The following is a 14155-nucleotide window of genomic DNA, read 5'->3' on the forward strand; positions in this document are numbered from 1 at the left end:
GGTTGGAAGAATCAAGCGGTGTTAGTTCACGAATCAACAGCCTGAAGCTCATCAATTCGATGAACACTGCATTCAAGGCTGGATGCCAATCACCTTCTTGAAGTAGATGTACATCTACACAGCTCGTCTGTTCATGCCACCATTCGCGCCCGATCGGCGATGCGGCGGTGCATGGGGATGGGGGCGTTCGCGCACCCCTGACCGCCCCGGCCCAGCACCGTCACGCGATGGCGGACCGAGGACCTGAGGGAACTTGCCCTCCGGCCCGGGCACGGCTTGTTTGCGGCGTTCCCACCTGGGCGCTGCGCACGGAAGTGCGCAGCGCGGCATCGGCAGGCCGGCCTCATGGCCGGCGATATCGACTCCTGCCACGGCCACCGCAAGTTGCGGTCATCGTCCAAGCCTGGGGTCCGGCAACCGGCCCCCATCCCTTGGCATCACTTCGCCAACGCTGCGATCTCCGCTGCGCTCAGGGCGCCCGCTTCCACGCGGAGGCCCTGGATACGGCCGTTGAACGACGGATGCGCCCAGTTGCGCCCCAGGAAGGCCACCTGATCGCCCACCTGGCGCGGCGACAGCCGCATGTCGTCGGATTTCGCCACCTCCGTGCCGTCGACGTAGAGCCGCGCGGTGCCAGCCTGAAGGGTGACCGCCACATGAACCCAACGCCGGGTCGGCAGGGGGCTCGGGGCCTCCACGACTTGCGAGTCGTTGTGGGTCGCGCCGGCGATCGCGAAACGCAGCCCGCCCCGGCCGCCCTGGGGCGCGATGCACATATAGGAGAAGGCGTCGTTCCCGGCGAAGAAGATGCAGCTGTCCCAATGCAGCGAATTCGCGTAGGCCCGCAGGGAGAGGGTGAAGTCGTCCAGGCCGCTGAAGATGCCGGGCGGCAGTTGCAGGCCCGCCTTCTTGCCGTCGAAGACGATGGCCTTGTCGTTCAGACGTCCTTCGCCCCAGGTCGCGCCGTCCAGCAGCTTCCCCTGGACCACGGTCCAGCCACCATCGGCGGTGTGGAGGGCACCGAAGGTGTCCGTGTTGTTCAAGCCGTTGAGCGGCATCGAGAAGCGCGGTTCACCGGGCACCGCGAGCCGCACGACGCCGGACCCGGCGCTGGTGCTGGCGCTGCCCAGCGCGGTGACCTGGTAGAACCAGGTGCCCTTGGGCGGCGCATCGGTGTGGGTGAGCAGGTTGCCGGCCGGGATGGCCGTCAACTGGGTGAAGGGCCCATTGGCCCGGGCCGCCCGCTTGACCACATAGGCTGTCGCCCCGACGCTGCCCCACCACGACAGCAGGGCACGGCCATCACGCAGCGTGGCCGTCAGGCCGGCCGGCGGCTTCATCGGGCCGGCATAGGCGGGCCGGCGATGCACCAGCGTCGGCCACCAGATGTCATCGCTGCTGCCCCCGTACTTCGGCTCGCACAAGGCCACCATGCGCGCGACGTTCGGCGCCGCCAGCCCCATGCGGTTGACGTAATGGTTGTAGATGGGCTCCCAGGCGTTGCGGCCGTGCTGGAAGGACTGGTTCACTTCTGTCCAGAGGGAGGGATGGGGCGCCGTCGGGTTGTGCTCGGGCACGTACGGCATCGGGTAGGTCTTGCCGCTGTCGTCCAGCAGGTTGGAGCGCGCCACGTACTCCGCCGCTGCCAGGAAGCGGTTGTTGTACAGCCCGTAGAGGTCGTCGCCCTGGTTCCAGGCCATCTCGAGCAGGTCGCCGCCGAGGGACATGCCCAGCGTCGCGTGCCCCTGGTCGCGACCGCTCTCCTCCCACTGTCCGAAATGACCCGGGTGCATGTAGTAGACGCCATGCACGATGGAGCCGTTGCCGAAGGTCCTCAGCGTGCCGCGGTTGTTGCCCGCATAGCAGTCGCAGGCGAGCCGGTACAGGTCGGGCCGGTCGCAGAAGATGCCAATGGCCATGGCGCCGACGAGAGAGGCCATGTCCCAGTTGGCATGGGATCCAATGCGGCCGTCGCTGAGGAACCACGACGAAATCGGGGCGAAGACATTGAGCAGCATCTCCTGGAAGCGCTTCAGGCCCTCGGGTGCCCAGCCCGGGTAGCTGCGCAGGATCTCGCCGATCTGCGCCCATTGGTGGCCCTGCATGCCGGCCATCAGGATGAAGGTGTGGTCATCATGGGCCGTCGATCCGGGAGCCACCGTCCCGACCACCTTCAATGTGTTCGCCCAGGCGTCCAGGAACTCCACCGCCTTGTCGGCATAGCGCGTATCGCCCGACAGCTTCCAGCGCAGCGCCAGGCTCCAGGCGCGCCAGATGTCGACATACATGTTGTTCTTGCTGCCATCGGCCCGGTAGACGGCCGGCAGCGGGAAGGGTTTGGTGTCCAGCGTGGCGAAGCGATCGGCGCACAGCTTGTTCCACCAGTTCGTCCAGGGCTGCTGGCCCAGCCTGATGTGCTCGCGGATGCGCTTGAAGTCGTCGTCCGTGGCCAACAGGCCCGGATGGCGGAAGACCCCGCTCACTGAAGCGGCGACGCCCGTCGCGTCGGCGTGGGCCGGCGAACTTGCCAGCAGGGGCAAAGCCGGCAGCAATCCGAGGCCGGCGGCAAATGAGCGCCGCACCGGATCCGGGCGCGTTTCGTCGTAGGTGTTCATCAGGTTCCTTGAAGATGAGCAAGCGTCCAAGCCATCGGTGCTGCGCACGTGGCCGGCCCGGGTTGTAGGGGGCACCCAGGCTGGAGTCATGACGAGAGGCAGACACCACACGTCATTTACCAAAGGTTTCAAACCGCATCACCGGGAGGTGTCAGTGCCGCCGCGGTCCGCGTCACGGTTCAGGCAGGCGGATGGACGATGGCCGCGCCCTTCGAATCGGCTGCAGGCCGCACTGGCTCGTCTTCGGGCCTCAGCTCGCAGCTGACCGGCTCTTCGCCGTCCCCGATGGCCGCGCTCAATGCCGACCTGATCGTGTCCTGGGGGATCAGGCCCTGGTACTGGCGCTCCAGCTCCAGGAACTGCGAATGCGAGGCATCGTCAACGAGCAACCGCGAAGGGCTCATGAAATTCGACCGATCACCGTCCTGACCGAAGAAGGCCTCTTGCGAGCGTTCCTTGAGTGCGACGGCCATCCGCGAGCGGAGATCGGCGAGCTCACAGTCGGACCAATTGGTGACAAGGGTGTCCAGTTGCTCAAGCGCCGACGACAGCACCTCGATCGGCATCTCCGTCAAAGCCGTGAGGCCTTGGGTGGCCAGCAGGCCTTCGAAGTAGCCGAGGTGCCGCATCATGCGCCGCGTCATCGGATGCAGGTCGAGCAACTGCTTCAGCCTCCGGTGCATTGGTTGGGCGTCCGCGATGGCCTTGGACACCGCCAGCGGCGCAGGCGGGGCGCGGCGCTTGCGGGCGATCACGATGTGCAGGGCCTTGCCGTCGCGCAGGAGACTGACATCCACCGAAAGCAAATAGGCCACGGCGGCAAATGGCCGGCCCAGCGCCCGCATGACCCTGCTTGCGGACGCCGTGTTCCTGGAATGGCGGGGTCGGCTTGCTGCGGCGGCAGCGCGGGCTGCCTGTTGCGAGCCCATGCCCGACCTGAGCGGCTGTTTCGCATCGACGGCTCCCGGCCGCATGCGCCTCTGGACGGCGTTGCGCATTTGAGTCCACCAATGCTGCGCCGATCGATCGGCGCGCGTTGGCGGTTTGCCGTTGCTGCATTGCTGCGCTGGCGGCGGGTCCGCGGTCGCCCCCTCCTCGGCGAGGGTCGGCAACCAAAGCGTGGATTCCACAGGCGCAGGCTTGCCGGGTTGGGGACGCTGCGCGAGACGAAAGGCGGCGAAGGGATTGAGTGCGAGAGTCATGATCGTGGAGCTCCGGGCGGCTAGACGAAGCACCGCGTGTGCATGCCACGCGACAGCTCGTCGCCCTGCAGGAGGGTCGGGACGGAAGAAATCTCCAGGCTGCCAAGGCTGGAAACGCCGAGGGCTTGCTGATGCCAGTCGACGGGCAGGCGGGCGGCCACCTCACGCATCGCGTCGGCACACCGTGGATCGAACTGCCGACCTCGCTGCGAAGCGACATAGGCCATGACGTCACGAAGCGGCCACGCGGGCTTGTAGCAACGCTCCTCGCTCAGCGCGTCAAACACGTCGGCGACAGCGGTGATGCGGGCGGCCAACGGAATTGCCAGCCGCGCCAGGCCGAAGGGATAGCCCCTGCCGTTCCACCATTCATGGTGCAGGAGCGCCACTTGCGCCGCCAGGCGGCGGGGGGGACCGCCCGACAACAGCGTCCAGGCGCCGAACACCACGTGCATCTCCACTTGGTGTCGCTCGCCCGCGTCGAGTCGGCCTGGCTTGCTGAGCACGGATTCGTCGACGAAGCGCTTGCCGACGTCGTGGAAGCTGGCTGCCTCCTCTACCCCCTCGACAGTTGCCGCATCCAGCTCCAGGAAACGCGCAATCCGTCCGGCGAGCCACGCGGTGCGCAGACCATGGTGATCCACGGCAGGGCCGGCATCGGCGGCTCCTGGCGCCAGGACCGCTTCCGAATGCGCTCGCATGCCGGCTTCAAGCGCGGTGCGCGACGTCGTCCAGGGCGGCCACGAAGCGGTAGCCGAAGCGGTGCGAGGTTTGGATGAACGCTCCGGTCCCGCCCTGCCTCTCGCACAGGGCAGCCCGGATCCGCGCAATCGCGGCGGCCACCGAGCCGACCTGAACTTCCCGCTCGTGCCAGACCGCGTTCAGCAACTCGTCGATGGACAAGGTGCGGTTTCGATGCTCGATCAGATAAACGAGGAGGTCGAATGGGCGCGGCTGCAGTTTGCGCGGCATGCCACGGACCAGGATCTTGCGGCAGACGGGATGGACCTCGCACTCACCGAAGCGATAGACCGGCGACCGGCTCGCCTCCTCGGGACAAGCCGGGCTCGCGGGCAGGTCAATGCCCGAGGCGGCCTGGTGCGGGCCGGAATGCGGAATCGTCAACATCGAGGATCTCCGTGTAGCGGTTGATCATTTGTGTAGGTTTAACTCTACACAAAACACTACGACGGGACCCAAGGAAAATCGTTCCTAGTTCACGGATTCACTACCAATGTAGATGAAACACTACGTGACAAAGTGTGCGCCGGTCAGCCGGTCAGTCCCAGCTTGATCGAATAGCGCACCAGATCACTGAGGCTGTTCTGCCCGAGCTTTTCCATCAGCCTGGACTTGTAGGTGCTGACGGTATTGGGCGCCACGTTCATGTCGGCCGCGATGTCGACCAGGGCCCGCCCCTGCACCAAGGCCACCAGAACCTGGCGTTCCCGCGCTGACAGCTGGTCCAGGGGTTGCGGCACGCCGGCCTGCGGCCGGATCAGCGCAGCGCTGAGGGTGGGATCGACATAGCTGCGCCCCGCCGCCACCTGATGCACCGCCTCGATGAGCAGCTCGGTCGAGATGTCCTTGGTCAGGTAGCCGCCGGCTCCGGCCTCCAGCGCCCGCCGGGCGATGTGCGGATCCGCATGCATGGTCAGCACCAGCACGGGCAGCTTGGGGTGCGCCTTGACGATGCGCTCGATGAGGTCGACATCCGTGCACCCCGGCATGAGCAGGTCCAGCAGCACCAGATCGACGTCGAGGCGCTGCAGATGCCACAAGACCTCGGAAGCCGTCGCCGCCTCCCCCGCCAATTCGATGGTCGGGTCCAGCTCCAGCACCTTGCGAAGACCTTCACGTACCAAGGCGTGATCGTCGGCGATCATGACGCGGGTCCGGCGCCCGGCCTCAGGCTGGCCAGCGTCGGGACGGTCGGATGCAGTGCTCATGGGGTTCTTTATCGGGTTGAGTCGCCCGTCGGGACTATGATCGTCGATTTTAATCGACAAAACTCGACAAGGGTGGCGAGCGTGTTTCAAGCTGATGAAACACGACATGCCAATTCGGAGGCCAGGATCGCCATGATCAGTCGGACGGTGGGCTCAGGTGGGCTGCGAGTACCGCTCCTGCTCGGTGCTCTGACATGGGCCGGCAGGAACTTGCCCCGCTGGGCCTGGTGGCCGCTCTTGATCCTGGCCCTTGTCTTTGCGGGGCCCCTGCGCGCCGAGCAGGCCTCCTTGCGCGAATTCGGGCCGGCCGACGGGCTGGAAAGCCTGGGCGTGCAGGCGGCGGCACAGGATGCCGAGGGCTTTCTTTGGGTCGGCACCCAGAACGGCCTCTATCGCTTCGATGGCGTTCGATTCCGGCGCGTCGGCACGGCGCAAGGCCTGGCATGGATCAGCGCGCTGGCACCGCAGGGCGATGGACTGTGGGTGGCCACCTTCGATGGCTTGTGGTGGTGGCACCGGGGGCAACTGGTGGCTGTGCCCGGGCCCGACGGCAAGCCCCTGAAGATCGTGGGGCCGAACGCGCTGGCGCCAGCTCCCGACCGGACCCTGTGGGTGGCCACCAAGGACGGCCTGCACCGCGTCACGCCCTCGCAAGGCGGTGGCGGCTGGCGCGTCGAGCGCACGCTGCCCGAGGATACGCGGCGTCCCTGGCTGCGGCAGGTGGAGGATGGCCTGGCGGTCCTGCGCGACGGCACGCTCTGGTTTGCCTGTGGCTCGGCCTTGTGTCGGCTGCGCGAAGGCGCTGTCGAGCGTTTCGGCAAAGAGCGCGGCGTGCCAGCCGCGCGCTGGGATTGCGTGATGCCGGGCAGCAACGGTTCGCTGTGGGTCAGAGGGGGCGCCTATCTGCTGGAACTGGCGCCAGGCGCCGAGCGCTTCGTGCCGCATACCGACGCCGGGTTGGAGTCGGACGAGGTCAGCGCCTATCCATTGGCAGAAGATGCGCAGCGACGCATTCTGACCGCCACCCGCAGCGCCGTGCTGCGCTGGGACGGACGACGATGGGAGCGCTTTGGCGAGGCGTCGGGCCTCTCGTTCCATGTGCGCGTGGGCGCTTTGCTGGCAGACCGCGAAGGCGGGCTCTGGCTGGGGGCGCTGGGCGCCGGCCTGCTGCAGTGGCGGGGTTACGCCCATTGGGAGACCTGGTCATCGGGGGACGGCCTGCCCTCGGACGAGGTCTGGCGCTTCCTGCGCGCCGGTCCGGCTGCCTCCGACCCGCTATACGTGGGCACCGGCAGGGGGGTGGCCGTGCTGGACACCCAGGCCCGGCGCTTTCGCCCGCTGGCATCCAACGCTTCAGGCGCCGTGGACATCGGTGCGCTGGCGGTCGATGCGAAGGGCCGCTTGTGGGCAGGCACCTGGGGTGGCCAGGTCGTGCGCCATGGCGGCACGCCGGTCGGGCCTGGTCGGGTGGAGGCCCGCCTGCGAAGCGGTGACACGGTCTACGGCTTGATGCCTGACGCACCGGAGGGGCCGCTCATCGTCGGTTTGCGCCAGCTTTACAGCTGGCAGCCCGGGCGAGTGCAGATCCTGCCTGAGGCCGAAGTGGGCAAGGGCGACTTCGGCTGCGCCTGTCGTGACCGGGATGGCCGGCTCTGGGTGGGCGGCTCGGCATCTCTGCTGAGCCCTCGAAAAGGGCGTTGGCAGCGCTTCGATGCCGGAGGTGGCGCGGTCTACCACATCGCCTGCCTGCGGGATGGCAGCCTGATGGTGTCCAACGGCGAGGACGGCATTCACAGGCTTCGCTTGCAGGGTGATGAATTCCTGCGCAGCAAGGAGACGCCGAAGCTGCTGCAGGGGCGTCAGGTGCTGGGCCTGCTGGAGGACAGCCGCGGCTGGTGGTGGGTGAACACGGATGCCGGCGTGGCCGTGTTCAATGGCCAGCACTGGCGCTGGCTCGACCAACAGGCCGGGCTGGTGTGGAGCGACACCTCGGGCGACAGCCTGTACGAGGACGTCGACGGCAGCATCTGGGTGGGCACCAGCCGCGGCGCCTCGCACATTCGCGTCCCGCAGGCCCTGTTCGAGCCGGTCCGCGGCAAGGTGTCCTTGGAGGAAGTGCGCAGTGGCGAGCACAGCTGGCCGCTGTCCCGGGGCGAGAACAGTGTCCGCTTCCCTTGGGGACGGGATGTGATCGAGGTGCCGCTGTCAGCGCCGGTTTTCACGATGCGCAGCGCGATGCGCATCGAATACCGTGTGCTCGGCTTCGACGACCGCTGGGCGCAAGCACCGCCAGACGCTGTCAGGCTGGCCGGACTACCGCCGGGCTCCTATCGCTTCGAAGCTCGCGTGGTGGATCGGGACCTCGGCGTCGAATCGCCGGCCAGTGGCTTCGGCTTCGACGTCGAACCGCCGTGGTGGCTGACGTGGCAGGCCTATGCCGCCATGGTTTTGAGCGTCCTGCTGCTGGTCTGGCTGTTGCATGGTTGGCGGGTCCGCCGGGTGCAGGGGCATGCGGCGGCGCTGGAAGCGTTGATACGGCAGCGCACCCGGGAGCTCGAGACCTCGCGCCAGGCACTGCGCGAGCTGGGCGCGCACAACATCCTCGCCGTTGAAGAGGAACGCAGGCGGGTGGCCAGGGAGCTGCACGACGAACTCGGCCAGCAGTTGGTCGCCATGCGCATGGAGATGTCTGTCCTGAAGGCCGGCGGCGATGCCGGTCGTCCACCGACCGGTGAGCAATGGCAAGCCCTGCGGGAGCGTGTCGATCACATCACCGGCAGCATGCGCGGCCTGGTCCAGAATCTGCGGCCGCCGGCATTGGATGGCGGGCTTGAGGCAGGACTGCAATGGCTTGGCGCCGAGTACGAACGCAGCTCCGGCAATTCCTGCCGCGTGGAGGTCGACGCCGACGCGCGCCTGCTGGAACCCGACGCCAAGATCATGATCTTTCGCGTGGCCCAGGAGTCGCTCAGCAATGTGATGCGCCATGCCAAGGCGGCGAGCGCCAGCCTGCAGTTGCGGCATGGCCCGTCCGGCTGGGACCTGCGCATCGAAGACGACGGCATTGGATTCGACACGACAGCCCCTCGCAGCGGCTTCGGACTGCTGTCGATGCAGGAACGCGCCGAGCTGCTCGGAGGCGCGCTGAGCATCGACACTGGCCCGGGCCGGGGCACGCGCGTGCACCTGCATCTGCCGGAACGACAACCGGACACGACAGAGTCCACCTGATTCACACGCGCTGCATGCCGACCCGATTGACGATCCACCGAATGCTGGCCCGCCTGGGCTGCGCCGGCGCCCTCGCGCTGGCATGCCTCGGCGCCTGGGCGCACGGCTGGGAGGCAAGCTCGACCCCCGTCTTCCGCCATGCCGGACTGCCCACCAGCGTCTTCCCCTTGACCCTGCACCAGGACCGGCAGGGCCAGATCTGGATCGGCTCGCAGACGGGCCTGTTCCGCTGGGACGGCTACCAGCTGCAGCGCTTCGGCATGGACAGCGCCGAGCGCAGCAGCCTGCGCTCGCCCTACGTCAATGCCATTCATGAAGACGCCGCGGGGCGGCTCTGGATCGGCACGGACGGCGGCGGGCTGGCGCGAATCGATCCGCGAACGTCGGATTTCGTTGAAATCGGCGCCGGGCCGAAGGGATTGAGCGACGCGCGGCCCGCCTCGATGGCCGCTGATGGCGCAAGTGGGCTGTGGGTCGGCACCGGCAAGGGCCTCAATCGCGTCAACCTGACCACCGGCGAGGTGCAACGCCCCGGCGACGCCGGGATGCCCGGCGGCCTGGCTCCGAGGCGCATCATGGCCATGCTCGTCGACAGGCGAGGCGACCTGTGGGTCGGCATGGCTGCCGGGCTCTTCCAGCGCCCCGCAGGAGCCGACAGCTTCCGTCCCGTTCCGCTGCCGGGCTTCGAACGTGTGGAAGACGTGCGCCTGCTCACCGAAGACGCTGACGGGCGCCTTTGGATCGGCACGCGCGCCACCGGCGTCTACGTCCGTGACCCGGACACCGGCGGCACGCGGCGCATTCTGGACACGGAGTCCGGCAAGCCCCTGGAAGTCGATCCGCGAGCCATCACGGATGCCGGAAACGGTGAAGTCTGGATCGGCAGCTGGGGCCAGGGCATCGTCAAGGTCGACACCCGCTCCTGGTCGACGCGAAAGGTGCACCACGACCGCGACGTCCAGGCCAGCCTGGCCGCCGACTTCGTCTCGACCATCTTCCGTGACCGCAGTGGCCTGGTATGGATTGGCGGTCCGGGAATGATGGAGATGACCGCTCCGACCCAGCGCGCCATCTCGACCTGGTACGGCAGCGGCGGCAGGCTCAGCGCGGGTGCCGCGGCGCAGGTGTCTGCCATCCTCGCGAGGCCGGATGGCAGCGTCTGGCTGGGCGACGGCGGCGGCGGGGTGGATATCGTCCCGCCAGATCGCGGGCCGGTCCGGCGCATCCCGTCGCAGGACGGTCAACCCCGGCAGTCCCTGCCCCGCGCCAGCGTGCTGTCCATGGCGGCGGCACCGGACGGGCGCGTCTTTGTCGCGACGGTCAGGGGCTTGTACGTCGCCGCGCCGGACGGCCGCCACGCGTCGCGTGTGGAGCTTCCCGACATGCCGCCGACCGCGCTGACGATGACGCTCTGCCAGTCCGGCAAGCGCCTCTGGCTGGGCGGCAGCAACGGCCTGCGCTGGCTCGACCTTGAAACCGCGGGCACGGCCTCAGCCGCTGCCGTCGCCCTCGCCGACGTGTCGATCCTGACGATCAACTGCAGCTCGGGCGAACACCTCTGGATCGGCACGCCGACCGGTCTGCTGCGCTACCACCCCGCCACCGGCAAATCCGAGCGCCCCTGGGCCGAGGGAGGGCGCAGCGACGCCAGCCTGCCCGAGAGCGGGGTCAGCTCCATCGTGCGGGACGGCCGGGGACGGCTGTGGGTGGCCTTCTATGGCGCCGGCGTCTGCATCGTGACGCCGGGCGAGGCGCAGCGGGCCGACCGCGTCCAGTGCCTGGCTGAACAGCAAGGCATGCCGGACCTCGCGGTGAACGCGCTGGCCCTGGACGCCCAGGGCCATGCCTGGGCGAGCACGGACAACGGCATCGTCAGGATCGATGGGGATTCCCTGAAACCGGCGCCGCTGCAACTGGCGGACGGCCTGGGGCTGCAGGCTTACTGGATCTTCTCGGTGGGCACAACGCTCGACGGCGACATCCTTTTTGGCGGCAACGGGCTGACCATCGTGCACCCGGCGCAGTACCAGCCGTGGCGCTACCAGGCGCCGGTGACACTGACCCACGTCGACGGCCGCATGGCAACCGCGACCGACATCCGGCTCGACGCCTCGACCCGTTCCGTGCAGATGAACTTCGCGCTGCTCGACTATTCGGCGCCGGACCGCGTCCGCTACAGCTATCGCCTGGCACCACTGGAAGCGTCCTGGACAGATGCGCCGGCGGAGTCGCGCATGGCGCGTTACACCAACCTCAGACCCGGCGACTACAGCTTCGAGGTCAAGGCCCAGAACCGTGTCGGCGCCTGGACCACTGCGTCTTTCCCGATGCATGTGGAGCCCGCTTGGCACGAGACCGTGCCGGCGCGTGTGGCCGCAGCAGGCCTGATGCTGTTGCTGCTGTGGGCGGCGGTCCGCTGGCGACTCAGGATGCTCGCTCAGCGGACGGTGCAACTCCGTGATCAGGTGGCCCAGCGTACGGCTGAACTGCAACAGCGTTCCGAACAGCTTGAAGCGTCCCGCCAGGCGTTGAGGCGACTGGGGGCGCACACGACCCATACGCTGGAGGAAGAGCGCAAGCGCGTGGCGCGCGAGCTGCACGATGAACTGGGCCAGCAGCTGGTGGCGATGCGCATGGAGGTGTCGGTCCTCAAATCCCGCGCGGAGGCGGGTCAGCCCCCCACTCCCGAACAGTGGCAATTGGTCCGCGATCGCGTCGATCGCTTCACCGCGAGCATGCGCAGCCTGGTGGCCGACCTGAGGCCGCCGGCGCTGGATGGTGGCCTGGAGGCCGCCTTGCAATGGCTTGCCGCCGAGTACCGCCGGATGTCGGGCGCGAATTGCGACGTGCGGGTCGACCCGGACGTTCGAAGTCTGAAACCGGAAATCAAGACCATGCTCTTCCGCGTGGCGCAGGAATCGCTGAACAACGTCCTGCGGCACGCGGACGCCCGCAACGTCAGCCTGCAACTGCGCCGCAGCGGCGACGGCCTGGATCTGGACATCGAGGACGACGGCGTCGGCTTCGATACGGACAGCCCGCCCAGCGGCTTCGGTCTGCTGTCGATGGAAGAGCGCACCGAACTCGTCGGCGGAACGCTCAGAATCGAAAGCAAGGCAGGCCAAGGCAGCAGCATCCACCTGCACCTGCCCACTGCCACGGTCGACGATGAACCGTCTTGACGGCGGGATGACGGCGGGCTCAGGCGGCCAGGCAGATATCGCCGGTCGGTTGCGTCCAGAGCCGCGCAATGGCGCGCGCCGGCTGGACGAGTTCCACATACTCGATGGGCTGCGGTTCGGACAGGGGCCCGGCATCAAGGGCCACGTCCAGCAGCGCCAGGCTGTCGACCGTCAATTGATCGAGTTCTCGCAGGCCGTCTGGCGGCGCCAAGGCCAGCAAAGGGTCCTCGAGTTGCTCCAGCAGGCCGTGGCCGGCGGCATGGCCGGCAAAGTAAAGCAGGGCATGGCCACCTGCGCCTGCGGCCAGCCGGCGCGGCACGCGGTGGGTGCAGCGCAGCAGGAAGGCGGCGGAGCCTCGACGCGCTTCGCGGATGGTGCGGAAGGCACTGTCGTCGATTCGCATAAAGGCGGCCGCCTGGGCCAGGTCGCGGCACAGCAGCATGACGGGCAGGCGCTCATCCACCCGATGCAACAGCCGGGCCGCTGCAGCCTTGTCGTCGAACCTGCTGGTCAACAAATACCCGCTCGCCGTCGGCACGGCCGCGATCGCTCCCGCGCGCAAGCGCTCCGCCACCACCTGCAGCTGGCGGCCCTGCGGGTTGTCCGGATGGACTTCGCAGCGGAGGAAGGGGCGCGTGGACATGAGCAGACGATAAAAAAGGCAGGCCGTCGACCACGTCAGACAAACCGCCACGGTACTGCCGGATCGACGCCCGAAAACCGGCCCGGAATGTCAAAAATGGCAGAACTGACGACCGCTGCCCTGCAAGCCAAATGCAGCCGCAAGCTAAAGTCCGCACTTGACCAACCCTTGGGCCGCAACAAAAACCGCTGAGGCGACAGTCACTTAGCTTCGCCAGCCCGAACTGCTCATGGAATATCCCGGCAATCTCTTCGTCGTCGCCGCCCCCAGTGGCGCCGGCAAATCCAGCCTCGTGAAAGCCTTGCTGGAACTGGACGCCCGCCTGGCCGTGTCCATTTCCCACACCTCGCGGGCGCCGCGGGGCCAGGAGCAGCATGGCCGCGAGTACTGGTTCATCACGCCGGAAGAATTCCGCGCCAAGGTGGACCATGGCGACTTCTTCGAATGGGCTGAGGTGCACGGCAACCTCTACGGCACCTCGCGCGCCGGCATCGAGCAGCGCCTGCAGCATGGCGAGGACGTGGTGCTCGAGATCGACTACCAGGGCGCCCTGCAGATCAAGCAGCTCTTCCCCTATGCCGTGCTGATCTTCATCCTGCCGCCGAGCTGGGACGAGCTGCGCCTGCGCCTGAACCGCCGCGGCGACACCGAGCCCGAGGTCATCGCCACCCGCATGAACAACGCCCGCATCGAGGTGGCCCAGGCCCAGCACTTCGATTTCGTCGTCGTCAATGCGGTGTTCGACACCGCCGTTTTCGACCTCAAGACCATCGTCCACGCGCAGCGGCTAAAATACGCAGCTCAGCGCCGGAACCGCTCGGCGGTCTTTCAAGCGCTCGATCTGCCCTGATCGCCGCAACACCCAAGGAAACCCATGGCCCGCATCACCGTCGAAGACTGCCTGACCAAGATCCCGAACCGCTTCCAGCTCGTGCTGGCCGCCACCTACCGCGCCCGCATGCTGAGCCAGGGCCACAGCCCCCGCATCGAGAGCAAGAACAAGCCCGGCGTCACCGCCCTGCGTGAAATCGCCGCCGGCGAAGTGGGCATCGAGATGCTGCGCAAGGTTCCGGTCTAAGCACCGTCCCCTACCGCCATACGGGCGCCCTCGGGCGCCCGTTTGCATTTCGGGCCGAGCGCCGCGCCGCGCCTAGCCGGCCCTCTTGGGCGATGTGCATGCGGCTCAATGCCACATGCATCGCCGTCCCCTAGGGGGCTGAGGCCGGACTCAAGACGCCCAGTGGGCGTCTTGTGCCTGCCGAAGGGCTGCGGCACTTGGCGCAGCGCGGCCTGCAAGGCCGGCCAAGGGACTGCTTGGACGAGGGGCCTCTTA

At 67.7% G+C, this 14155-nt stretch carries 10 protein-coding genes; 4 read left to right on the top strand and 6 right to left on the bottom strand.

The window, feature by feature from the left end; translation table 11 throughout:
• Positions 1-437: 437 nt before the first annotated feature.
• The 5 genes from J2X20_RS19880 to J2X20_RS19900 all read right to left on the bottom strand — a co-directional run bounded on the left by J2X20_RS19880 (position 438) and on the right by J2X20_RS19900 (position 5766).
• A complete protein-coding gene (locus J2X20_RS19880; RefSeq protein WP_310268361.1) occupies positions 438-2615 on the bottom strand; it encodes a LamG-like jellyroll fold domain-containing protein in 2178 nt (725 codons plus the stop codon).
• 179 nt (positions 2616-2794) lie between these two features.
• Positions 2795-3817 (bottom strand): hypothetical protein, encoded by a 1023-nt coding sequence (locus J2X20_RS19885; RefSeq protein ID WP_310268364.1) that lies wholly within the window; start codon positions 3815-3817, stop codon positions 2795-2797.
• 20 nt (positions 3818-3837) lie between these two features.
• Positions 3838-4518: an HD-GYP domain-containing protein gene (locus J2X20_RS19890; protein WP_310268367.1), complete on the bottom strand. Its 681-nt coding sequence runs from the start codon at positions 4516-4518 to the stop codon at positions 3838-3840.
• A 7-nt stretch (positions 4519-4525) separates the two neighbouring features.
• Positions 4526-4945, bottom strand: a complete 420-nt coding sequence (locus tag J2X20_RS19895) for a winged helix-turn-helix domain-containing protein (protein WP_310268370.1) — start codon at positions 4943-4945, stop codon at positions 4526-4528.
• Between the two features lie 143 nt (positions 4946-5088).
• A complete protein-coding gene (locus tag J2X20_RS19900) occupies positions 5089-5766 on the bottom strand; it encodes a response regulator (protein WP_310268372.1) in 678 nt (225 codons plus the stop codon).
• Positions 5767-6003: 237 nt separating this feature from the next.
• On the opposite strand from J2X20_RS19900, the gene J2X20_RS19905 reads away from it, so the two are divergent.
• Positions 6004-8997 (top strand): sensor histidine kinase, encoded by a 2994-nt coding sequence (locus J2X20_RS19905; RefSeq protein ID WP_310268374.1) that lies wholly within the window; start codon positions 6004-6006, stop codon positions 8995-8997.
• A 41-nt stretch (positions 8998-9038) separates the two neighbouring features.
• On the top strand, positions 9039-12179 hold the full coding sequence (locus tag J2X20_RS19910) for a sensor histidine kinase (RefSeq protein WP_310268375.1): 3141 nt from the start codon (positions 9039-9041) through the stop codon (positions 12177-12179).
• A 19-nt stretch (positions 12180-12198) separates the two neighbouring features.
• Here J2X20_RS19910 and J2X20_RS19915 read toward each other — a convergent pair whose 3' ends face one another.
• Positions 12199-12822, bottom strand: a complete 624-nt coding sequence (locus J2X20_RS19915; RefSeq protein ID WP_310268376.1) for a Sua5/YciO/YrdC/YwlC family protein — start codon at positions 12820-12822, stop codon at positions 12199-12201.
• Between the two features lie 229 nt (positions 12823-13051).
• On the opposite strand from J2X20_RS19915, the gene gmk reads away from it, so the two are divergent.
• The gene (gene gmk, locus J2X20_RS19920) at positions 13052-13672 is read left to right on the top strand and encodes a guanylate kinase (protein ID WP_310268379.1); all 621 of its coding nucleotides are present in this window, start codon (positions 13052-13054) and stop codon (positions 13670-13672) included.
• Between the two features lie 24 nt (positions 13673-13696).
• Entirely contained in the window at positions 13697-13900 is a 204-nt protein-coding gene (gene rpoZ / locus J2X20_RS19925) for a DNA-directed RNA polymerase subunit omega (protein WP_025563690.1), read from the top strand.
• Positions 13901-14155 lie beyond the last annotated feature (255 nt).

Source organism: Roseateles saccharophilus, from assembly GCF_031458095.1.
GTDB lineage: Bacteria > Pseudomonadota > Gammaproteobacteria > Burkholderiales > Burkholderiaceae_C > Pelomonas > Pelomonas saccharophila_A.

Coding starts and splice junctions, on each gene's coding strand:
- J2X20_RS19880 (WP_310268361.1), bottom strand. CDS start 2,615: ATGAACACCTACGACGAAACGCGCCCGGATCCGGTGCGGCGCTCATTT.
- J2X20_RS19885 (WP_310268364.1), bottom strand. CDS start 3,817: ATGACTCTCGCACTCAATCCCTTCGCCGCCTTTCGTCTCGCGCAGCGT.
- J2X20_RS19890 (WP_310268367.1), bottom strand. CDS start 4,518: ATGCGAGCGCATTCGGAAGCGGTCCTGGCGCCAGGAGCCGCCGATGCC.
- J2X20_RS19895 (WP_310268370.1), bottom strand. CDS start 4,945: ATGTTGACGATTCCGCATTCCGGCCCGCACCAGGCCGCCTCGGGCATT.
- J2X20_RS19900 (WP_310268372.1), bottom strand. CDS start 5,766: ATGAGCACTGCATCCGACCGTCCCGACGCTGGCCAGCCTGAGGCCGGG.
- J2X20_RS19910 (WP_310268375.1), top strand. CDS start 9,039: ATGCTGGCCCGCCTGGGCTGCGCCGGCGCCCTCGCGCTGGCATGCCTC.
- J2X20_RS19915 (WP_310268376.1), bottom strand. CDS start 12,822: ATGTCCACGCGCCCCTTCCTCCGCTGCGAAGTCCATCCGGACAACCCG.
- gmk (WP_310268379.1), top strand. CDS start 13,052: ATGGAATATCCCGGCAATCTCTTCGTCGTCGCCGCCCCCAGTGGCGCC.
- rpoZ (WP_025563690.1), top strand. CDS start 13,697: ATGGCCCGCATCACCGTCGAAGACTGCCTGACCAAGATCCCGAACCGC.